This window comes from Paenibacillus sp. EC2-1 (genome assembly GCF_049311625.1).
In the GTDB taxonomy this organism is placed as follows: Bacteria; Bacillota; Bacilli; order Paenibacillales; family Paenibacillaceae; genus Paenibacillus_AQ.
In genome coordinates this window covers 5,030,084-5,051,809 of the sequence record NZ_CP186006.1, presented here as the reverse complement: position 1 = coordinate 5,051,809, position 21,726 = coordinate 5,030,084, and the positions used below count along the sequence as shown (strand labels likewise).

At 45.8% G+C, this 21,726-nt stretch carries 18 protein-coding genes; 12 read left to right on the top strand and 6 right to left on the bottom strand.

The features are described 5' to 3' along the window. Window positions 1–92 precede the first annotated feature (92 nt). From ACK8P5_RS23770 to ACK8P5_RS23750, 5 genes are all read right to left on the bottom strand, one after another. Window positions 93–3,263 carry an efflux RND transporter permease subunit gene (locus tag ACK8P5_RS23770; RefSeq protein WP_422658643.1) on the bottom strand — a complete coding sequence of 1,057 codons (3,171 nt, stop codon included), beginning with the start codon at window positions 3,261–3,263 and terminating at the stop codon, window positions 93–95. 45 nt (window positions 3,264–3,308) lie between these two features. Then, window positions 3,309–4,250, bottom strand: a complete 942-nt coding sequence (locus ACK8P5_RS23765) for a TetR/AcrR family transcriptional regulator (protein WP_422658642.1) — start codon at window positions 4,248–4,250, stop codon at window positions 3,309–3,311. Window positions 4,251–4,373: 123 nt separating this feature from the next. Further along, the gene (locus tag ACK8P5_RS23760) at window positions 4,374–4,688 is read right to left on the bottom strand and encodes a DMT family transporter (protein WP_422658641.1); all 315 of its coding nucleotides are present in this window, start codon (window positions 4,686–4,688) and stop codon (window positions 4,374–4,376) included. Window positions 4,689–4,691: 3 nt separating this feature from the next. After that, on the bottom strand, window positions 4,692–5,039 hold the full coding sequence (locus ACK8P5_RS23755) for a DMT family transporter (protein ID WP_422658640.1): 348 nt from the start codon (window positions 5,037–5,039) through the stop codon (window positions 4,692–4,694). Between the two features lie 19 nt (window positions 5,040–5,058). Next, window positions 5,059–5,652 carry a TetR/AcrR family transcriptional regulator gene (locus tag ACK8P5_RS23750; RefSeq protein WP_422658639.1) on the bottom strand — a complete coding sequence of 198 codons (594 nt, stop codon included), beginning with the start codon at window positions 5,650–5,652 and terminating at the stop codon, window positions 5,059–5,061. A gap of 252 nt (window positions 5,653–5,904) precedes the next feature. On the opposite strand from ACK8P5_RS23750, the gene cls reads away from it, so the two are divergent. Further along, the gene (gene cls / locus ACK8P5_RS23745; RefSeq protein ID WP_422658638.1) at window positions 5,905–7,407 is read left to right on the top strand and encodes a cardiolipin synthase; all 1,503 of its coding nucleotides are present in this window, start codon (window positions 5,905–5,907) and stop codon (window positions 7,405–7,407) included. An 84-nt stretch (window positions 7,408–7,491) separates the two neighbouring features. On the opposite strand, the gene ACK8P5_RS23740 is transcribed toward cls, so the two are convergent. Next, window positions 7,492–8,958 carry a phospholipase D family protein gene (locus tag ACK8P5_RS23740; protein WP_422658637.1) on the bottom strand — a complete coding sequence of 489 codons (1,467 nt, stop codon included), beginning with the start codon at window positions 8,956–8,958 and terminating at the stop codon, window positions 7,492–7,494. Between the two features lie 224 nt (window positions 8,959–9,182). On the opposite strand from ACK8P5_RS23740, the gene ACK8P5_RS23735 reads away from it, so the two are divergent. The 11 genes from ACK8P5_RS23735 to spoIIR all read left to right on the top strand — a co-directional run bounded on the left by ACK8P5_RS23735 (window position 9,183) and on the right by spoIIR (window position 21,658). Then, entirely contained in the window at window positions 9,183–10,094 is a 912-nt protein-coding gene (locus tag ACK8P5_RS23735) for a MerR family transcriptional regulator (protein WP_422658636.1), read from the top strand. A gap of 142 nt (window positions 10,095–10,236) precedes the next feature. Beyond that, the gene (gene fni, locus ACK8P5_RS23730; RefSeq protein WP_422661566.1) at window positions 10,237–11,280 is read left to right on the top strand and encodes a type 2 isopentenyl-diphosphate Delta-isomerase; all 1,044 of its coding nucleotides are present in this window, start codon (window positions 10,237–10,239) and stop codon (window positions 11,278–11,280) included. Between the two features lie 262 nt (window positions 11,281–11,542). Continuing rightward, the gene (locus ACK8P5_RS23725; RefSeq protein WP_422658635.1) at window positions 11,543–12,103 is read left to right on the top strand and encodes an ECF-type riboflavin transporter substrate-binding protein; all 561 of its coding nucleotides are present in this window, start codon (window positions 11,543–11,545) and stop codon (window positions 12,101–12,103) included. 20 nt (window positions 12,104–12,123) lie between these two features. Further along, the gene (locus tag ACK8P5_RS23720; protein WP_422658634.1) at window positions 12,124–13,830 is read left to right on the top strand and encodes an ABC transporter ATP-binding protein; all 1,707 of its coding nucleotides are present in this window, start codon (window positions 12,124–12,126) and stop codon (window positions 13,828–13,830) included. Then, window positions 13,823–14,653: an energy-coupling factor transporter transmembrane component T family protein gene (locus ACK8P5_RS23715; RefSeq protein WP_422658633.1), complete on the top strand. Its 831-nt coding sequence runs from the start codon at window positions 13,823–13,825 to the stop codon at window positions 14,651–14,653. Before ACK8P5_RS23720 ends, ACK8P5_RS23715 begins: the two co-directional genes overlap by 8 nt. 96 nt (window positions 14,654–14,749) lie before the next feature. After that, window positions 14,750–15,850, top strand: coding sequence for a redox-regulated ATPase YchF (ychF, locus tag ACK8P5_RS23710; protein ID WP_422658632.1), 1,101 nt, complete (start codon window positions 14,750–14,752; stop codon window positions 15,848–15,850). Window positions 15,851–16,122: 272 nt separating this feature from the next. Next, window positions 16,123–17,190, top strand: a complete 1,068-nt coding sequence (prfA, locus tag ACK8P5_RS23705; RefSeq protein WP_422658631.1) for a peptide chain release factor 1 — start codon at window positions 16,123–16,125, stop codon at window positions 17,188–17,190. Window positions 17,191–17,194: 4 nt separating this feature from the next. Continuing rightward, window positions 17,195–18,070 carry a peptide chain release factor N(5)-glutamine methyltransferase gene (gene prmC, locus ACK8P5_RS23700; RefSeq protein ID WP_422658630.1) on the top strand — a complete coding sequence of 292 codons (876 nt, stop codon included), beginning with the start codon at window positions 17,195–17,197 and terminating at the stop codon, window positions 18,068–18,070. Window positions 18,071–18,180: 110 nt separating this feature from the next. Next, the gene (locus ACK8P5_RS23695; protein WP_422658629.1) at window positions 18,181–19,368 is read left to right on the top strand and encodes an FtsW/RodA/SpoVE family cell cycle protein; all 1,188 of its coding nucleotides are present in this window, start codon (window positions 18,181–18,183) and stop codon (window positions 19,366–19,368) included. A gap of 228 nt (window positions 19,369–19,596) precedes the next feature. Then, a complete protein-coding gene (locus ACK8P5_RS23690; RefSeq protein ID WP_422658628.1) occupies window positions 19,597–20,808 on the top strand; it encodes an FtsW/RodA/SpoVE family cell cycle protein in 1,212 nt (403 codons plus the stop codon). 151 nt (window positions 20,809–20,959) lie between these two features. After that, window positions 20,960–21,658, top strand: coding sequence for a stage II sporulation protein R (gene spoIIR, locus ACK8P5_RS23685; RefSeq protein WP_422658627.1), 699 nt, complete (start codon window positions 20,960–20,962; stop codon window positions 21,656–21,658). Window positions 21,659–21,726: the final 68 nt, after the last annotated feature.

Below are 21,726 nucleotides of genomic sequence, written 5' to 3'. Positions count from 1 at the left end.
AAGCTACAATCAGGTCTAGATGTACTTCTTCATATAAGAACAAATGAAAAAAAGGACACACTTCCTATAATTCGGAGTGTGTCCTTTTTGAATTAATCTTCGATTTGCTTTTTGCGGAATTTCATGAGGAATTCGTATACCACAGGGACAACGACAAGTGTCAGCAGTGTAGAACTGATCAAACCGCCGATAACCGTAATACCGAGCCCTTTAGAAATAATACCTGCGCTGTTCTCCCATCCGAAGACGAGTGGCAGCAAGGCTCCTATAGTTGCAAGAGCAGTCATCAGGATTGGACGAAGACGTGTTGCACCTGCTTCAAGAAGCGCATCGCGAGTAGACATTCCCTCACGTTCCTTATGGATAACACGGTCTATCAGTACAATCGCGTTTGTTACAACGATACCAATCAACATCAGTACACCCATCAAAGCGGATACGTTCAGTGTTTCGCCTGTAATAAGCAAGGCGACGATTGCACCGATGACGATGAATGGTAGTGAGAACAGGATCGCGAATGGTGCAAGCGCACCTCCGAAAGTAACAACAAGAACGAAGTAAACAATCGCAATGGCTGCCAACATTGCAAGACCAAGCTGACCGAATGTTTCATTAATCTGTTCGGTTACGCCGCCGAAGGAGACAGAAACACCCTCAGGTAGTTTCATTTTATCAACTTTGGCTTGAAGATCAGCGGAAGCATTACCTACGTCTGTAGTCAGAATGTCAGCATTAATGGTAACAACCATCTTACCATCGATACGTGTGATGGAATCCGGTGAGGTACCTTTCTCCACTTTAGCGACGTCTTTAATTGGAACTTCCATGCCAAGCGGTGAGGTTACCGTCTCATTTTCAATTTCCTTGATGCTCTTATAAGTCTGATTATCAGCTTCAATGTAGACTTTATAGGATTTATTCTCAATCTTCACCTCAGTCAATACAGGACGTTCACGCATTGGACTGAGTTTCATAGCGAGTTGACCTGCTGTCAAACCGAGAGAGCTAAGCTTCTCTTGATCCGCAACTAATGTGTATTGCTCATAGGCTTCTGATAGGCTAGTTTCTGCATTTTCGAAGCTGGCTGTATCTTTCTTCGCCAGTTCTGCAATTTCATCAGCTACAGGCTTGATCTGATCGAGTGAATCACCAAAGACATTAACGGTAAGCTGGTTACCGCCCATGCCGCCCATGTCCATACTTGCCCATACACCTTCAGGAACTTCTGTCTCGAGGCCTTCGACTAAGTCTTTTTTTACATCCTCAAAGTTCTTCGTATCTGGGTCGTACATGACATAAAACAGACCGGAATTGGCTGACCCCATACCTAGTGGGTTGCTGCCTCCGATGGAGAATTGCATGCTTTGAACTCCATCTTGAGCGAGAATGTACTTCTCGGCTTTCAATGCACGTTGTTCCACATCTTCCAGACGGTCGCCTGGTTGAGGTGAATAAGTAACCATCGCATATTTATCTTCTTGATCCGGCATAAAGCTTACGCCCACGAATTTCGTGAGGAACAAGCTACCGACCAATAGCACAATAGCAGCACCAAAAGTAATCAGCTTGTGGTTCAGCGTCCATCTCAGCACATTTTGATAACCGCGAGCAAGTGAGCCTGGATTCTCTTCATGGTTCCGCTTGTTCTTAACACCTTTACGGAAAAGAGTGTGAGCAAGTGCAGGAACGAGTGTAACGGCTACGACGAGTGATGCAAGAAGAGCGAACACCATCGTCATTGCAAATGGCATGAATAGTTCGCCCACCATACCGCTAACGAGTACGAGTGGTAAGAACACGGCAATCGTGACAACTGTCGAAGACAAGATCGGTATGAACATCTCTCGAGTAGCTGCGCTAATCAGTTCTCTACCCTTCAGCTTCTCTGTAGATAATGACATCCGCCGGTAGATATTCTCAATGACAACGATGGAGTCATCGACAACCCGGCCAATAGCGACCGTCATCGCACCGAGCGACATCATGTTTAGCGTAATGTCCATCTGCTGCAGACAGAGCACAGCGATGAGAAGCGACAATGGAATCGAAATGATCGATATAATGGTTGAACGGATATTACGAAGGAAGATCATAATAATGATTACAGCGAACAAGGCACCATATACAGCCTTGAACAACATGGTATGAACGGAATCTTCGATAGGCTTACCTTGATCAAGCATGATGGTTAGATCCATGCCCGGATACAGTTCTTTTAATTCTTCTGTCTTGTCTTTCACTCGGTTAACGACATCTACGGTGTTCGCGTCATTGGCTTTTACGACTTGAACACCGATTGATTCCTTACCGTTGGTGCGGGAGATGGACTCAGCTTTTCCGACGACTTGAATGTCGGCAATTTCACTAAGCTTTACGGTCGGAATGGCTAGAGGAGCTCCTCCGTTAGGAGCACCCGCAGCATTGTCAGCTCCATTTTGTCCAGTAGCAGCCCCAGCTCCTGCTGTAGGTGCCCCGCCAACGCCTTGCGCTCCTGCTCCGCCAGCACCAGCGCCACTAGGCATAACAGGAATCGTGATATTCTTCAGATCATCAATACCGATGATGCCGCCATCGACTGCCACCGCTTTTTGTGACTCTTCCATCTCGAACAATCCGAGAGGGGCATAAAGGGCAGAGCCTTGAACGATTCCCTTAACGGTATCTTCCGTAAGGCCAAGCTCATCCATTTTCTTCTGGTCGAACTTGATACTTACTTCATTAACGAATTGACCAGAAACTTGAAGGGAAGCAACACCTTCGAGATCCTCAAGCTCAGGTACGATATCGTTCTCCGTTATGCGTGTAAGCTCATCTAGTTCAGTGCCTTCTTTGTTCGCGATACTGAGCGATACAACAGGCATCGAATTCAAACTGAACTTGGAAATTTGAGGTTTCTGTACATCATCTGGCAACTTTACCTCGTTGAGTGCTTCTCGAACGGCTGCAGTTGCGTTATCGAGATCCACGCCATAATTGAATTCAATAAATAAATTAGACGCGTTCTCCATGGAAGTCGAGGTGACTGTCTTAACCCCGTCTACGTTTCGTAGTCTGGTTTCCAGCGGTTTCGTGACATCCTGTACGACACCCTCAGGTGCAGCCCCTGGGTAAATTGCTGTAACACTTAAGAAGGGGACGTTGATATTCGGAATCGTCTCTTGTTTCATGGTCAATCCGCTGTACAACCCACCAAAAGTAACAATAATGGTTAACAGCCAGACAGCGAACTTGTTCCGAAGCGAGAAGTTAATAATTCCTTTCATAAGGCGGTTCGTTCTCCTCTCCAAATTACCTTTTTGTCTATAAATCTACAGCTCTTCTTGAATCCGTCCATCCGAGAAAAGATAGAGGTCCAGAACGCCGTGGATTGTTGTGCTTAATTCACTGTACAGCTCATCTATGCCCTCAATACCTTCAAGGTTTCGAAGCATACCTCGAAGTACCACCCGGCGTGGGTGCATATCGAGTAGTTCTTTCTCCATTAGACTTAGAGAGTCTAACGCATCGTGAAGTGTCTCTGTCTCCAGAGGAAGCTCTTTAAGCTTCAGCTTAAGTGACTTGATCACAACGAGTGGATGACGTGAGAACCTTGTCTCTTCAGGCTTTATGCCTGCAAGTTGCTCCCATGTCTCAATAGGTACAAGAGGGGCTGGTTTCCGGGACAACAGACTCTCGCTTACATCATCGAGCATGGTCGTGAGATGATTCGTTAGAATTCCGACATTCAGCGGTAAGCCGGGGAGGAATAAGAATCGTATGTATGCGCCAAGCATACCACCAACAAACATGGCAATTTCCATCGTATAGGGCTCAATTTCTTCCCCGTAAACGGAGCGAAGCTTATTCTTAAACCATAGAAGAGCATTATTCATTTCTTGATGAGCACACTCATGTTCGAAAGGCGGTTTACCTGATCCCGGATTCTCATGAATTTGCTTCAATAGAAATTCGCGCACTTCGAGGAAATGTACCAGTAACACCTCAACCTGCTTGCGAAGCTGCTCCTTCGGGGCAAGATGAGATTCCTGATCCACCTGAACAACTTCATCACGGATTCGAAGCGCAATATATTCATAGATACTTTTTTCCAGATCCTCTTTTGATTTAAAATGAAGGTAGAGGCTTCCCTTGGACATTCCGCATACTTCCGCAATTTCTTGCATGGAGGTTGCTGCGGAACCCTTCTTTGAAATGAGCTGCATAGCGGTCACCATAATCTGCTTGCGCTTCTCTGCTGTCTTATCCGACAATCCGTTACTCACCTCGCTATATAGAACTATGTGGTTCTGTCATTGACCCTCTGGTCAAAATTAATTATATAAAAAAGAAACGGCCATTACAACTTGAGCAGTTGTGACCGTTTCTTATGAAGATTACGTGAGCACCTTCAAGCCAACAGCAGAGCACAAAATCATCGAGATGAACAGAACTCTGCGCCACTCCTTAGGCTCTCCGAACAAGAACATACCTGCTACTGTACTGCCTACCGTACCGATACCGGTCCATACAGCATAAGCAGTTCCCATCGGGAGCGTTGTCATAGCGAAGGACAGGAGAGAGAAACTAGCGGCAAAAGATAATGCCATGAGTGCGAGATAAGGCCATCCTTTCCGCTGGGAAACACCTTTAATGCCGATCACACCCGTGACTTCAAATCCTCCTGCCAAAATCAATGCGAGCCATGCCATCAGCTAAGTCACCTCCTTATCTTGTTGACCTGATGAATCATCGGTAACGAGCTTAAGCCCGATAACCCCCGCCAGCAAGACACCAATCAGAAGGACTTTGACAAGTTTAAAAGGTTCTCCGAATAAGAGCATCTCAGCAGCAACGGTACCTGCGGTTCCGATTCCTGTGAAGACGGCATAAACCGTTCCCACCGGAAGGCGTTTCGCTGCTTCGATAATGAGATAGAAGCTTGCGCATATAGCGAGTAAAGTGCCGAGCCATTCCCAAACATTACTGGAATGCTTTAATCCAATCACCCAGACAATTTCAACGAGACCGCTGAGCAGCACATATATCCAATTGCGGTTCATAGCAGATACTCCTTCATTATTATTCTTGATGTCCTATTACCTTAGTTACACCTAGCCAATACACGGGCCATGCCTGCTCCAGTCGCCGAGCTGAGCGCTCTTCACCGCCGTAAAGAGTTTCCACATCAATCCCGTCCATCAGTGTGATGAAGGCGAGCGCTGCTTGCCGCGGGTTCTGAATAATCTTTCCGTTTACAGGACAGCCAGCAGCCAGCAGTGTAGCCACATTTTCCTCTTGGTTATCCAGAAAAGGATAGACCATGCCCATGACTTCGTCATAAAGCGAGTTAGGCGGGAAGAATGACATCCTTAGAAAGAACTTTGCCTCTTGATCCTCATGGTAGTCGCGGAGTTTACGTATTAATAATCCCTTCAACAACTCTTCAAGTGGGAGCGATGCATGATCTTTGAAATACTGCTGAATCTTGTCCTCTTGTTTTTGGAAGACGGCCTTTAACACTTGCATGAACAAATCCTCTTTGCTTGCAAAATGAGCATATATCGAGGGTTTTTTTATGCCGCAATCATCAGCGATACTTTTCAAAGAGGCTCCTTCGTACCCGTCTTTTGCAAAATGAACAAGTGCGGCTTGCATGATCTGTGTGGCGCTCATCACCAATACCTCCTACCTAACGTTCGTTAGTATTTTTTCAAATTCTGAACTTATTGTCAAGAGAAGATTTTAAATTATTTATTTTCAAAGATCGTGATATTCATTACAGACATATAAAGGTTACAACTTTGTCTTAATTAACTGATTTTGAGTCAGGATCGTAGGAAGAACGTATGAGTTCATGTAGAATGTGATGGATAAGCTTAAGATTATTATTTGAATTCGTGATATATGGAAGTGGGGTTACTAGAAATGAGAAAGGGAATACAAGCGGTCATAATAACGGCAATTTTGATTGCATTTTATTATTTCGGTTTCGGTTATTTCGGTAAAACGGCAGGTACAGTTGTCAGTGTGTTCTCTACTTTAACGGTGATCTCCATCAGCTTGATGATATTTATGGAGAACAGGCGACCTTCAGCAACAATGGCATGGATTTTACTATTAGCACTCATTCCAATCGTGGGGCTTCTTTTTTATTTGTTGTTCGGACAGAATTATTTCAAGCGAAGAAAATATGATAAAAAGGCTCAGCGCGATATATTGGCCTATGAAAGTGAAGTGCTTCAGCGCAGTACACCAGACTTAACATGTTTCCGTGAGGAACATCAGCAGCTGCTCCAGTTGTCGCAGAAGCTGGCTCGTACGCAGATTTCTTTCTCAACCGAAACCAAAGTGCTCACGAACGGGGAGGAGACCTTCTCGGCACTTCTGCCGGAACTGCAGAAAGCAAGGCACCATATCCATATGGAGTACTATATTTACCGGGCAGATGAAATCGGCACGCAAATTCAGCAAATCCTGATCAAGAAGGCAAAAGAGGGTGTAGCTGTTCGATTCATGGTCGATGCCGTTGGCAGTCTGCAGCTATCATCCTCTTTCTTGAATGAGATGAGGGAAGCGGGTGTCCAGGTTGGTGTGTTCGGAAGTCCACGCACCATCTTCTTCACAAGCCGGGTAAACTATCGTAATCACCGCAAAATTGTCGTGATTGACGGTAGCGTTGGTTTTATTGGTGGTTTGAACATTGGAGATGAATATTTAAGCCGTAGCAAGACGTATGGCTTCTGGCGTGATACGCATATGCTTGTACGAGGGGAAGCTGTAAGGACACTACAGGTTATTTTTATGCAGGACTGGAACTACGTGGTCGGTGAGAAATTGACCGAACAAGCGTATTATTCCCCAGATTTACTGGAGAATCGAAAGGGAGCTGTCCAGATTATCGCCAGCGGACCCGACAATGAACGAAGAGCACTTAAGAACATATTCTTTTCGATGATTGTCTCCGCTCGTAAATCCGTCTGGCTTGCCACGCCCTATTTCATTCCGGATGACGATATATTAACGGCGCTGCGTGTAGCTGCTCTCTCTGGGCTCGATGTACGGATTCTGTTTCCGGCCAAACCAGACAAGTGGCTTCCGTTTCTGGCTTCGCATTCCTATTTCTCTTCTTTGCTCGATGCAGGTGTCCGCATTTATGAATATGAAAAAGGATTTTTGCACTCTAAGCTGCTGATCGTGGATGGGGAGATTGCGACGATTGGAACCGCGAATATGGATATGCGGAGCTTCCATTTGAACTTTGAAGTGAACGCCTTGCTTGTTCAGACGGAAAGTGTACAGCAGATGGTTAACGATTTTGAGCGGGATTTGCAGTATACGCGTCTGATAGATCAGGACGCATTTATGAACAAGCGGATTATCGTCCGGATCCTGGAATCGGGGGCACGCCTGATGTCTCCGCTGTTATAACAAACCTTAAGAACCACCGGTACTGGCAGTACATGTTGCGTATAAGCACACGTACTACCACCTGTGGTTTTTTGTAATTGTATCTTAGAAGGTCGTAAAGCCGATCGCTTTTTGAAGCTTAAAAATGATGTCTTTAATCCATGTCGTTGGTTCTTCATAAGCACTGAAATCAAGCGTGAACTCGGCACCATTGTTAAACCACAGCATCTCAAAATAGTCATCCAGCTGCTTCTTCAGGTGGTGGTTCTGCGGTACGTCAACCCAGAGGTCGTTCTCTAAGTTATAGTCTTTCAGATTACGAGGGGTGAAGTTGGTGGATCCGCCTATGATAATGGAATTATCCTGAGGTTTCGCAATATATAACAGCTTCGTATGATATTGTTCTTCCCCCGTGTTGTACCACCTTACCGCGATGGACTCCTGAGATCGTTTCAGCAACTCTGCGGCTGCTGGCCTATTTGGTATACCAATCTTTTCTCGTCCGAAGGCATTATGATTCGGATCAAGAATAAGACGCACATCAACCCCCCGATTCGCAGCGTTGATCAATTCATCCATGACCTTGCTTTCCGCTAAATAGAACATACCCATCCAGAGGATATCGCCCGGTTCAGCCTGTTGAATGCTCTCAAGCACATACTTATACACCTTCCCTTCCGTTAGATACCGGATGCCGAGTGGCTTCTGTGTTGTGTTCAAATGCTTCGTTTGTTGTGGTTGATATTCGGGGAGCTCAATTCCTCCAGATAGGTTTACAGCAGCCTGCTCAGATGCCAGCACATCCTTGATAATCTCTCCGCCTGCTTCAAGCGCAATGTTCGAATGATAGGCACTAGCCGCGTGAATGTTCCCCGAGGAGACGAGAGCCGTCTTTTCGCTAACAACAACCTTTCGATGGTTTGCCTTGACATTAAGCAGCTTCAAATAGGAACGGACGGTTATCGGTGGGCCATTGTCTGCCATCAGGTTAGGAAGTGTTCCCTTGCCGGATTGTCCGAACCATTGAAAAAAAGTGCGCCAAACCGCTGAATATACAGGAGTAGAGTCCCTGAGGGGATCTACATCCGTCATGACGACAGAGATACCTGCAGCTTTCATACGCTCAAGAAGCGGGTTTGGAGCCGAATTATAATTGGTGTTTACCTCATCCGTAATAAAGATGATCTCCATCTCAGGGTGAGATTTTTGATGCTGAATTAATTTCTCTGTCAGCTTGCTGCTCACAGGCGGGAATTGCTGATCTTTATGTGTGTAATCATTAAAAAGAAACATATCAATAACGAGGAATTGCCTCGATTCATCGATAATCTGTTCAATTCGTTTGTAAATCTGCTGCTCGTGAACGGGTTTTCCATCCGCACCTGTATAGGTTATATCCGTCCAAAATTTCACATCGTCTGTCTGATAGAGCGGGCTTTCATAGGATATGCCGGGGGGCAGTGGTTTCTGAGTCTGGTATATCATCACAGCAATAAGCCAGAGAATAAGGAGAGAAATGATGAGTCCTATCCAGCGTATCCAGGATTTGCGAGAGAAAGGCCAAAGTGGCATAGGTAACCTTCTTTCTAGATTGTTATTGTATTATGTCCTATATAACAACCCGAATGAATTTTGAAGCAGAGTGGCGAAATGCCTTTATGTTAAAGGCATGAATCTTGGCTTGGTCGACAGAAGTTTGGGAAAAATGTATAATCAATGTACTTAATTTGTATAGAGTCGGATTATAAAATTTTTGGGGGCCTCCCCTGATATTTACCGAAAGGCAGGGAATTTACGTGTATTCCATCAAACAGGTAGCCGTTATGCTGGATATGCCCGCCGTTACCATCCGGGCCTGGGAGAATCGGTACGGTGCCGTGAATCCACTGCGAACAGAATCGGGCTATCGTATGTACAGCCAAGAGGATGTAGATGATTTACGATGGTTGAAAGAGCAGGTAGAGAATGAGGGGAGCAGCATATCACAGGCTGTTCGGCAGTTAAAGTTGCAGAAGGAAGCAGCCACTAATGCTGTTCCTTTTCCAGCAATAGGACCTATTGGTGAAGAATCTTATGAGCAGTTATGTGCACAAATCTATGAAACTTTATCTGAGTTCCAAGGGGAAAAGGCAAATAAACTCATTGATTATGGATTTTCGATTTACGGATATGATGCTATGTTCTACAAAGTATTGGTTCCCATTCTTGTTCGAGTAGGAGACGAGTGGGAGAGTGGTCAGGCTTCGGTAGCTCAGGAGCACTTTATGACTGAGCTGGTATCGAGGCGCTTTTTTCAGTTTTTCCATCTGTTCCCGATTCATTCTAATCTGCCCAAAGTGTTGGCCCTATGTCCAGAAGGAGAGCATCATCAGGTCGGTTTGATGTTGTTCTCATTATTGTTACGTAGAAACGGTTTGGAAGTGTTTTATCTGGGTGCTAATACGCCGATTGACGGAGTCTTGCAAGTGATTGGAGCACAAGAAATCAGCATTGTGTGCATGTCCATATCGAATTCACGCCTTGTACCTAAAGCTGATGGAATGGTCAAATTGATTTCTTCCCATTATCCTCACGTTAAATTTCTGCTAGGAGGACATGGATATGAAGGGAAGAATCAAACGGCATACCGGGAATTTGTGATGTCTGAACCCCCAGAGAAGTGGCAGGATTGGTTGGTTCGATTCATCAACGGTAGCGAGGGTGTTTGATTAGCGATATTATCTTAGGATTACATATCTTATAAAAACGAAGTCGTTGGAGGGAAGAATGGACAATCAGAGCGGTAATAGAAGCATTGTAGAAGGACAAGGTAGTCCTTCAGCTAGTGAAATCGATTCGGTGAACCGGGGCATGCTGTTGCCAGAGAAACCGACAGGCGAACGAAAAATAGAACATGTTCGTTTATGTCTGGAGGAAGAAGTGAATGGTCAGGGTGTGACAACAGGCTTTGAGAATTATCGATTTCGCCATGCTGCGCTGCCGGAAGTCGATTTTGACGAAGTGAATTTGGGTACCACATTTCTTGGATTTGAACTCCGAACACCGTTCCTGATCAGCTCGATGACAGGTGGGAGCAAGGCAACAGGAGAGATTAATATGCGCCTTGCTGCCGCTGCTGAAGCGCGTGGTTGGGCGCTCGGTGTTGGGTCGGTACGCGCAGCAGTGGAGCGTGGTGAATTGGCACCTACCTTTCGGGTGCGAGAGATGGCACCGAATATCCCGATTATCGCAAATCTAGGGGCTGTACAATTAAACTACGGATTCGGGCTGGATGATTGCCGCCGGGCGGTGGACATTGCTGGCGCAGATATGCTTGTACTGCATCTCAATGGACTACAGGAAGTATTCCAGCCAGAAGGGAACACCCGATTTGGAGGACTGATGTCCAAGATTGAAGAGTTATGCCAAGTCATGGATGTACCTGTGGGAATTAAGGAAGTAGGCTGGGGGATTGATGGGGTTACAGCGCTGAATCTGCTAGATGCAGGGGCGGCATTCATTGATGTAGCTGGAGCAGGCGGTACATCATGGAGTCAAGTAGAAAAGTTCCGAAGTATTGATCCAGTTCGGCGTGCGGCAGCAGAAGCTTTTGAAGATTGGGGTCATCCGACATCCGATTGTATTGCCGAAGTACGGGACTATGCACCCACTGCTGCATTAATCGGTAGTGGTGGTCTAAATACCGGGGTTGATGCAGCTAAAGCGATTGCGCTAGGTGCAGACTTAGCTGGTTTTGGACGTGGACTACTTGGCTCAGCGGTCGCTTCGGAGGAAGCCCTGAACGAGAAGTTAGCTCAAGTTGAGCTTGAACTCCGTACAGCAATGTTCGGTATTGGAGCCGCGAATATTGCCGCTTTGAAAGAGACAGACCGTTTAGTGAAGCGGTACGCGTGACTTTAGATGAAGATTGAAGCCTTGTATATTTGCTGAAATATCTATATGAGGGCCCTTTCCAGAACGGGAATAGGGTCCTTTTTAATGTGCGTTTTATGGAAGTGGAGTCTTATCGGAACTAAGCGACGAATAAAGGAGGGGGAACAGTTCGAAAAAAACTTTTGCCAACGCGTACTAAAAACCTTATATTAAGAGTAACTATAGCGATAAACGTTCGTTTTTTATCATTAGGAAAAGGTTATATGGAAAGGGTGAACTTTTTTTGAAAAGACCTGCATTTCAATTTAGTACAAGAACCGTAGTGACAATCGGAATCTGTTCCGCGCTGTATGGAGCAACCTTTATGATTGGAATTCCTGCAGGACCGGATACCTTTTTGAAACCGGCCATTGCATTACTTGCTATTTTTGGAGCCTTATTCGGTCCGATGGTTGCTTTCGCGGCAGGCTTGATCGGTCACGTGCTGACGGATCTCATGAGCAGTGGTATGGTATGGTGGGGCTGGGCGCTTGGGTCAGGTATTACAGGGGCATTCATGGGCCTGATTTATTTGCACAAGAAGTTCGATCCACACAGTGGCTCTGTAACAGGTAAACAGATTGGTATGCTTACCGTTTATGGAGTTTTGGGTATTGTGTTGTCACTATTATTCTCTGGATATTTTGATGCTATCTTTATGGGAGAGCCAACGGATAAATTGGTGCTTCAAGTCACTGTTGCCTCTATCGCTAACATTGCTGTATTTGTAGTGCTTGGTCTTCCAGCCGTATTAGGCTACTCCAAACGGAGTGCGAAGTCCGGCAATCTGACGATTAACGAATAAACTGAGGAGTACAGACGACCATGCAACCCATCATCTCATTTCAAGATTTCAGCTTTCGCTATAAAAATCAAACGGAGCCGACCCTCCGTGATATTACCCTTGATATCTATCCTGGGGAAAAAATATGGATCGCCGGGCCTAGCGGCTCTGGCAAATCGACTTTAGCCCATTGTCTAAATGGGCTAATTCCTTTTATGTACGACGGGGAAATAAACGGCAGTCTTACCGTTGGTGGAACCGATTATAAGGAAGGCGGCGTTTTCGGACGAAGCCGCACGGTAGGAACGATTTTGCAGGATTCAGATGCCCAGTTCGTTGGGCTTACCGTTGGAGAAGACACCGCGTTTGTCATGGAGAATCGAGAAATGCCACGACCACAGATGAAAAGTGCGGTTATTTCCTCACTTCAAATGGTGGATATGCTAGACCGGATTGAGGATAGCCCGCACGACCTGTCGGGAGGACAGAAGCAGAGCGTATCGCTTGCAGGAGTCCTGTCAACAGACAGCGAGGTGCTCCTTTTTGATGAGCCGCTAGCTAATTTGGACCCAGCTGCGGGTAAACGTGCTATGAAATTAATCGAGAGCATTCGCCAGAATAGCGGCAAGACGGTGATCATCATTGAGCACCGTGTGGAGGATGTGTTACTCGAGCCAGTGGACCGAATCGTGCTGTTGCATAAAGGAAGCATTGTTTCGATTGGGACCCCGGATGAGCTGCTTGCCTCCGGTACACTTCGTCAATATGGACTTCGTCCGCCGCTCTATGTAGATGCGATGGAGTACGCAGGGATTTCTATTGAAGGTATTTCGAATCTGGCGGTTCCTCGTAAGCTGGACATAGACGGTGCTCAGGACAAATTGGAGAACTTCACTAATAGCGCAAGGACTCTGCGCAAAGACACAGAACGGGAAGTTCTGCTGAGTCTTCGTCACATAGGCTTTGGTTATGAAGCTGGAAGGTCTGTATTAGAGGATGTGAATCTCGACATTGGTGCCGGGGAGACGGTTGCGCTGCTTGGAGCGAATGGAGCGGGGAAATCAACCTTATCTAATGTCATTACAGGTCTCCTGAAACCACGTTCTGGAGAGATACTGCTTCGGGGCGATAATATCGCCAAATGGTCGATTCGGCGTCGTGGTGAAGAGATCGGGTATGTGATGCAGAACCCGAATCGAATGATCAGCCAGCATCTCATTATAGAAGAGGTGGGCTTAGGGCTGAAAGCTCGTAAGGTAGATCCTGCAGAAATCACTATGCGTGTGGAACAAGTGCTTAAGGTATGTGGTCTGTACCCATACCGCAGCTGGCCAGTTTCGGCACTTAGTTACGGCCAGAAGAAACGCCTGACCATTGCTTCAATTCTGGTGTTACAACCGAAACTCATCATTTTAGATGAGCCAACAGCAGGGCAGGACTACCGTCATTACAAGGAGTTCATGGACTTTATCGCACAGCTTGCCGAGCAGGGGACCGCTTTTCTGTTCATCACTCATGATATGTACCTCGCCCTTGAATATGCGGACCGCGCGGCAGTACTCTGCGGTGGACGGATGATTGCTTGTGGATCTCCTGCTTCCATATTAAGTGATGCAACCGTTACAGAAGCTGCCCATCTGAGGGAGACTTCATTATCCATATTTGCACGAGATAACGGGCTTGAACATCCCGAACACTTCGTAGAGGCCTTTGTGTCGCATGAGAAAAGAGGGATGTCTAGTGAGTAGAACAGGGAGTTTATATGTACCGGGGCAGTCTTTCTTTCACCGGATGGATGGAGCAGTTAAGCTTGTGCTCTTTCTCATATGGACTGTTGTAGCATTCATGTTTATGGACCTGCGGATATTCACTGTGATGTTAGCCGGGGGAGCTGCAATGCTCGTATACTCTGGTGTTCCTTTTCGAAAGATGGCTTTTCTCTTCGGATTGATCGTAATGTTCTCTATTATTAATGGGTTGTTTATTCTTCTCATTACACCAACGTTCGGTACAAGGTTGACGGGTACAGATACGCCTGTTATTCCTATTGGGTATGCGGTAATCAATCAGGAGACACTGTTCTATGTTCTGACTTTGTCGGCCAAGTATTTGACAATGTTACCCATGACACTGCTCTGTCTATTTACGACGATGCCAAGTGCCTTTGCAGCGAGCCTTAACCGAGTAGGTGTTCCATATAAGATCGCTTATGCAGTTAGCATCGCTCTGCGCTATATTCCGGATCTAATTGCAGAGTTCAAAAGCACGCTCCATTCCATGGAAGCTAGAGGGATGGGGATTTCAAAAGAAGACGGTAGCTTAGGTAAACGTCTGTCGAACCTTTCTGCTGTTGTTGTACCTGTTCTGCAATCCGCACTTCATCGGATTGATTCCGTTACAAGCGCCATGGAACTTCGGGGTTTCGGTGCAGGTAAGAAGAGGACTTGGTATAGTGGAGGAGATATGACGGCTGCTGACTGGGTTGTTATTGGACTAGCGCTGGTTATTCTCGGTTTGGCAATTTGGCTGAGAAGCAGTGGATGGGATGCATTCTGGTATCCTTTTTCATAATGCGGGTAAGAGCGATATTCTTGGTTTGAACAATAAGGATGTTCTGATATAATTAATAAGATTGTTTAGAGAAATCGATAAGGAGTTGTCACATAAATGGCTTTAAAAGCAGGGATCGTCGGTCTACCGAACGTCGGTAAATCCACATTGTTTAATGCGATTACACAGGCGGGGGCGGAATCGGCTAACTATCCGTTTTGTACGATTGACCCTAACGTAGGTGTGGTGGAAGTACCAGATGAGCGATTGGACAAGTTGACTGAACTGGTACAGCCGAACAAAACCGTACCGACCGCATTTGAATTTGTGGATATTGCAGGTTTGGTTCGTGGTGCAAGCAAGGGAGAGGGCCTCGGGAATAAGTTCCTTGCTCATATCCGTGAAGTAGACGCTATCGTGCACGTGGTAAGATGCTTTGAAGATGAGAACATTACCCACGTTGACGGTAAAGTGAATCCAGTTAGCGACATCCAGACGATTAACCTGGAATTGATTCTGGCTGACCTCGATAGTGTAGAGAAGCGTATTGACCGCACCAAGAAGAATATGAAGGGCGGTAACAAAACGTACGCACAGGAAGTCGAACTGCTAGAGCGCGTGAAGGAAGCTCTGTACAATGATCAGCCTGCCCGTAGCGTAGAGCTTAACGATGATGAGAAACTGCTTATCCGTGACCTGCATTTGCTGACACTGAAGCCGGTACTTTATGCGGCGAACCTGAGTGAAGATGGTGTGGCTGGAGCAGACAGCAACCCTTATGTTCAGCAGGTTAGAGAATTTGCTGCAGCTGAGAATGCTGCTGTTGTTCCGATCAGTGCTAAGGTGGAAGCGGAGATCGCAGAGCTTGAAGGCGAAGATAAGGCGATGTTCCTGGAGGAGCTGGGCCTTGAAGAGTCTGGTCTGAACCGACTAATTAAAGCTGCATACAGCTTGCTTGGACTTTACACTTACTTTACGGCTGGTGTTCAGGAAGTTCGTGCGTGGACGATCCGCAAAGGAATGAAAGCTCCACAAGCGGCAGGAGTTATTCATAGTGACTTCGAACGTGGGTTTATCCGTGCGGAAGTTGTATCTTATGATGACCTTCTGGCAGCGGGTTCGATGAACGGAGCGAAAGAACGCGGACAGCTTCGTCTGGAAGGTAAAGATTATACGGTGCAAGACGGCGATGTTATGCACTTCCGTTTTAATGTATAAGATATGATGAAGAAGAACGACAGGCTTCCTTGATGGGGGACTGTCGTTTTTTGTATGGATGAAGATGAGGGTTTATTAATGTCGCAGAAAATTTTTTCATCAATATGCTGATTTGGGTGTTGTCCTTCTAGCCAAGCGAGCTGATTCATGTTAAAATAAAAAGTCGTTTGTTACTGCTGTTATGACGGTGTAAATGAAATAACTTTCGTGAATAAATGACAATCTTTTGTTTGAACATACTCAGGAATATACATGTAGAGAGGTGAATTCCCTTGTTGGACCGATTGCAATCCCTTGCGGACCGTTATGAAAAGTTAAGTGAGCTGCTCTGCGATCCCGACGTTGCAAGCGACTCGAAAAAGTTGAGGGATTATTCCAAAGAACAATCCGATTTGCAGCCTGCTTACGAGGCATTTGTTGAATATAAGAATGTGATGGAAGAGCTTGATGCTGCTAAGACTATGCAGGGCGAGAAGCTGGATGATGAAATGCGCGAGATGGTGAAGATGGAAATCGATGAACTGAGCGCACGCCAGCAATCGCTTGAGGAAACCATTCGAGTGCTGCTCTTGCCGAAGGACCCGAATGATGATAAGAACGTTATCGTGGAAATTCGCGGAGCGGCTGGTGGAGACGAGGCGGCCTTGTTCGCAGCGGACTTATACCGGATGTATACCCGTTATGCTGACAGTCAGGGCTGGAAAGTGGAGCTTATGGACGTGAACTCCAATGACCTTGGTGGATTTAAGGAAGTTATCTTCCTAATCAATGGCCGCGGGGCATATAGCAAAATGAAATTTGAAAGTGGAGCACACCGGGTACAGCGTATTCCGACAACGGAATCCGGAGGCCGTATTCATACTTCTACCTCGACGGTAGCTGTATTACCTGAAGCAGAAGAAGTAGATATCGAAATCCATGATAAGGATATTCGTGTAGACACATTCTGTTCCAGTGGTGCAGGTGGACAATCCGTTAACACGACGAAATCTGCCGTGCGGGTTACTCACGTACCAACAGGTATCGTTGCTACATGTCAGGATGGGAAGTCGCAGAACTCCAATAAGGAGAAAGCGCTGCAAGTACTTCGTACCCGTATCTATGATATGATGCGTCAGGAAGAAGAAGCGAAATACTCCGGTGAGCGTAAGAGTAAGGTAGGTACCGGAGATCGTAGTGAACGTATTCGAACTTACAATTTCCCGCAAAGCCGTGTAACAGATCACCGTATTGGTTTGACGCTGCATAAGCTGGATCAAGTGATGAACGGAGAAATTGAGGAAATCATTTCGGCACTTACGCTTGCGGAGCAAGCAGAAATGATGGATAAAGGAGAATAACGCTTTGGAGAGACATGTATTTGTATCAACACCGGAGCGTAGTATAAGAGAAGCCTTCACAGAGGCTTCTTCTTTTTTAGAAAGCTGCGGGGTGATGGAGCCACAGCATAATGCGAAGCTACTGCTTGAGCATGTGCTTGGTTTAACGGGTACAGCTTATTATATGGCGTTGCCAGACTCTTTTCCGGCTGATCGTCGTGATGCATGGGAAGCCGCTGTGAATCAGAAGGGGAATGGCGTCCCTGCACAATATATTATTGGTGAACAGGAATTTTACGGACTCACCTATGAGGTGACACCTGCTGTACTTATTCCTCGTCCTGAGACGGAACTTCTCATCGAAGCGGTGCTGGAGCAAGCTGGATCAGCACGAGGACTGACGACACTGGATATTGGCACGGGTAGTGGGGTTATAGCTGTGACACTAGCTTTGAAATCACAGGACTGGCGTGTGCTCGCGAGTGATATATCCCCCGAAGCGCTTGAGGTGGCTCGGCGCAACGCGAAACGACTTGGCGCGAATGTGGAGTTTCGTCTGGGGAATTTACTCGAGCCTTTTACAGGCCTTGCACCGGATATTATTGTATCTAATCCGCCTTATATTCCAGCGGAGGATATTGAAGGCCTCCAGCCGGAAGTTCGTGACCATGAGCCGCGCACGGCTCTTGATGGGGGAGCTGACGGATTGAATCCTTACCGGATTATGATGGAACAGCTTTCACTACTCGCCGCACCACCACGCATCATTGCGTTTGAACTTGGCATGGGTCAAGCAGACGCAGTAGCTGATTTACTAAGGTCAGCGGGACATTGGGAACGTATTATTACAGTTCCGGATTTGGCGGGAATTGATAGACATGTATTGGGAATTTCGCTCTAATTGTCATTCGGCCCATTTTTTCTTACAATAGTAAGTATGGATGTTAAATTGCCTTTTTAGGGCGCTAGGGAGCATTGAAGCTCAGCTCAGGCAGCACAGGGGGACCGAATATGCTTCAGAAGTTTAAGAAGATCGACTTCGTGATCGTGGCCGTACTGGTCATGTTGATGATTATCAGCATTACGTCAATATATAGTGTGACCAAGGGAGATGCCAAGTTTGATGGCTCCCATATTCGAATGATCGCCTATTATATCGTTGGTTTTATCGCTTTTTTTGGAATTAGCTTGCTGGACTATCGTATCTTAATGAAATATGCGTTGTACATTTACTTAGGTGGTTTGGCATTACTTATATTCGTCATGTTCTTCGGTGCAACCATAAACGGTTCACAAGGATGGATTAATCTCGGATTCGCTAGCTTGCAGCCAGCGGAGATGTTTAAGCTTGTACTCATCATCTTCATTACGCATGCCTTAGTTCGTAAGAATAAGCCGCAGCTATCCTTTATTCGGGATATCATCCCCGTGGGATTACTCGCGTTCATTCCTTTCATTCTCGTTATGGGCATCAATGACCTTGGTAATGCGCTGAGTTATGTCATCATTTTGCTGGGATTATTCTGGATTGGTAATGTTAAATTATCACATGCCTTCATTGGTTTTGTGCTTGTTGTAGGTACCGCATTTGGTGCTGCCCAGGCCTATATCCATTACCATGATAATATTAAGGCCGTGTTGGAGGAAGGTTCACGTGCGCACTGGATGGAGCGTATTGATCCGTGGCTCGTACCCGATAAAGCTACAGCTAAGGCAAGCTGGCATACGAATAATGCCAAGTTGGCGATTGCATCTGGCGGGATGAGTGGAGAAGGATTCATGCAAGGGACGTCTGTTCAGTCGGGCCGCGTACCTTACACGTATTCTGATTCTATTTTCGTACAGATTGCGGAGGAATATGGCTTTATTGGATCATCGGTACTGCTGCTACTGTATTTTATTCTGATACACCGGATGATTCTGATTGCACTGGAGTGTAAGGATCGTGCAGGTCCATTCCTTATTGTAGGTATTGTCTCCATGTTCTTGTACCAGATATTTGAGAATATCGGTATGTTCATCGGTCTGATGCCGCTGACGGGGATCACACTTCCGTTTATTAGTTTTGGTGGTACATCGCTCGTGATCAGTATGGCGAGTATGGGTGTAGCAATGAGTGTTAAGCTGCACGGACGGGAGATCGATGAGGATCTGCCACAGCCAAGTACGTATCGTACAGCGACAGCTGAGAAGAGCTAACGAGGTTCTACTAAGACCAGAAATAAGATAAATACTTAAATCCAATCAATGACCAATAGGAAAGCCCTCCGGGGCTTTTTTCTTTTCTCAATATTACGTGATTCAAAATCAGATCTGGAAATGTGAAGTGTTGTGATTCAGCTTGTAATTACTTACAATAGTAAAAGTAATTGCTATATTTCCTATAACAATGAATTAGTAAACTATTGTTTGCACAAGGAGGCATATATGCTTCAGAGAATACAAAAGATGGATTTCATGATCGTGGCCGTGCTGATTATGCTCATGTTGATTAGCGTCTCATCGATATATAGCGTTACGATTGGAACTGATCTGGAAGGTCATCATATGAAGATGCTTATCTATTACATCGTTGGTTTCCTTGCTTTCTTTTGTATGAGTCTATTAGACTTTCGTCTCCTGATTAAATATGCACGGTATATCTATTTGGCTGGACTTGCGCTATTAGTGTTCGTTATGTTTTTTGGTGCAGACATAAACGGATCGAAGGGATGGATCAAGTTCGGCACTTCCCTTAGCTTGCAGCCAGCGGAGATGTTTAAGCTGGTCTTGATTATTTTTCTGACCTATATATTGATTCGCAAAAACAAACCTCAGCTCTCCTTTATACGGGATGTGATTCCGGTCGGACTGCTTGCCTTTCTTCCATTTGTGCTTGTGATGGGGATCAACGACCTTGGAAATGCACTCAGTTATGTGGTTATTTTGGTAGGATTGTTGTGGATCGGTAACCTCAAGTTCCTACATGCACTCATTGGCTTGGTGCTTGTAGCAGCTGTAGTTTTGGGTGGGTCTCAGGCTTATATTCATTATCACGATCAGATTAAGGAATATCTCGGTAATGGTTCTCGTGCACACTGGATGTCTCGACTTGATCCATGGCTTGTACCGGACAAAGCGACGACAGATGCGATTTACCATACGAAAAATGCTAAGCTTGCCATTGCATCAGGTGGTCTTAGTGGTGAAGGGTTTATGCAGGGAACGTCGGTCCAATCAGACCGTGTGCCTTATACATATTCCGATTCGATCTTCGCACAGATTGCGGAGGAGTTCGGCTTTGTTGGCTCATCTATCTTGCTGCTATTGTATTTTGTTCTTATTCATCGAATGATTCTGATTGCACTGGAGTGCCGGGACCGGGCGGGGCCACTCTTGATTGTTGGAATGGTGGCGATGTTCTTATATCAGATTTTTGAGAATATAGGTATGTTTATCGGTCTGATGCCGTTAACTGGTATTACATTGCCATTCATTAGCTTTGGGGGCACCTCACTGGTGATCAATATGGCAAGCCTTGGGGTTGTGATGAGTGTGAAGTTTTATGGACAGGAAATCGATGATGATTTGCTTGAACCGAACTCATTTAAGGTGGTTGCCAAGGTGAATCAGGCACGGAATATTTCTGATTATCATTAACTCATCAATACAATATGTATAAAAAGCCCTTTGGGGCTTTTTGTGTCTCTACTCTATCTTTTTAATAAAATGCTAGTTTACACGTTTAACTCTCTCAATCACGGACATACTGATAGACATCATAGATTATTCTTGAGAGGTGGCTGGCATTATGAGAAAGCATAGCGAGACACTACGTATTATTGTTAAACAAATGATCATGCTCTTATCTATATTATTTATGATTGTGATGGCCTGGGAAGGGCAACGAATCGACGCTGCAGTAGCAGGAGGACCGATCCCGGCAGAGTCTATCCGTCTTCGGATTTTGGCTAATTCGGATAACCCGTCCGATCAGCTTGTGAAACGTGAAATCCGTGATGCAGTTGTAGCCCAAATGCAGCAGTGGGTAATTGAATTGGACAATCCGCAAAGTTTAGAGGACGCAAAAGTCTTAACTCGAAGTCATTTGCCTGAAATCCGTCAGTTGGTTGGCCAAGAGTTGTCCAAGCGTGGTATTACATATGCTTATGATGTGACACTGGGAAGCGTTCCATTTCCCACGAAGCTATATGGTGGGACGGTCTATCCCGCAGGAGAATATGAGGCTGTTCGGATTACGTTAGGTGAAGGAAAAGGACAGAATTGGTGGTGCGTACTATTCCCACCGCTATGCTTCATCGATGCAGGTAGTGGTGATGCAGCGGCTCAGCCGGTAGATGGTGAAGTGCGGACGGCTTCTGCTAAAGCGGATGACAGCAACGCTTCAGAAGAACGAAGTAATGCAAATTCAAGTGAACCAGAGGTGCGGTTCTTCCTGTGGGACATGTTCATAGGATTGTGGGAATGGGTGTCTGGGTTATTTGCATAAAGGAATAGAGCACTTTCTAGCTAGCAATGATTCTTACAATCGCAGTAATAATAGTTAAGGTGACAATA

Excerpts from the sequence above, each read along its gene's own strand:
- ACK8P5_RS23755 (WP_422658640.1), bottom strand. The coding sequence starts at position 5,039 with ATGAACCGCAATTGGATATATGTGCTGCTCAGCGGTCTCGTTGAAATT.
- ychF (WP_422658632.1), top strand. The coding sequence starts at position 14,750 with ATGGCTTTAAAAGCAGGGATCGTCGGTCTACCGAACGTCGGTAAATCC.
- ACK8P5_RS23750 (WP_422658639.1), bottom strand. The coding sequence starts at position 5,652 with ATGAGCGCCACACAGATCATGCAAGCCGCACTTGTTCATTTTGCAAAA.
- ACK8P5_RS23695 (WP_422658629.1), top strand. The coding sequence starts at position 18,181 with ATGCTTCAGAAGTTTAAGAAGATCGACTTCGTGATCGTGGCCGTACTG.
- ACK8P5_RS23770 (WP_422658643.1), bottom strand. The coding sequence starts at position 3,263 with ATGAAAGGAATTATTAACTTCTCGCTTCGGAACAAGTTCGCTGTCTGG.
- ACK8P5_RS23720 (WP_422658634.1), top strand. The coding sequence starts at position 12,124 with ATGCAACCCATCATCTCATTTCAAGATTTCAGCTTTCGCTATAAAAAT.
- ACK8P5_RS23690 (WP_422658628.1), top strand. The coding sequence starts at position 19,597 with ATGCTTCAGAGAATACAAAAGATGGATTTCATGATCGTGGCCGTGCTG.
- cls (WP_422658638.1), top strand. The coding sequence starts at position 5,905 with ATGAGAAAGGGAATACAAGCGGTCATAATAACGGCAATTTTGATTGCA.
- spoIIR (WP_422658627.1), top strand. The coding sequence starts at position 20,960 with ATGAGAAAGCATAGCGAGACACTACGTATTATTGTTAAACAAATGATC.
- ACK8P5_RS23760 (WP_422658641.1), bottom strand. The coding sequence starts at position 4,688 with ATGGCATGGCTCGCATTGATTTTGGCAGGAGGATTTGAAGTCACGGGT.
- fni (WP_422661566.1), top strand. The coding sequence starts at position 10,237 with ATGCTGTTGCCAGAGAAACCGACAGGCGAACGAAAAATAGAACATGTT.
- ACK8P5_RS23740 (WP_422658637.1), bottom strand. The coding sequence starts at position 8,958 with ATGCCACTTTGGCCTTTCTCTCGCAAATCCTGGATACGCTGGATAGGA.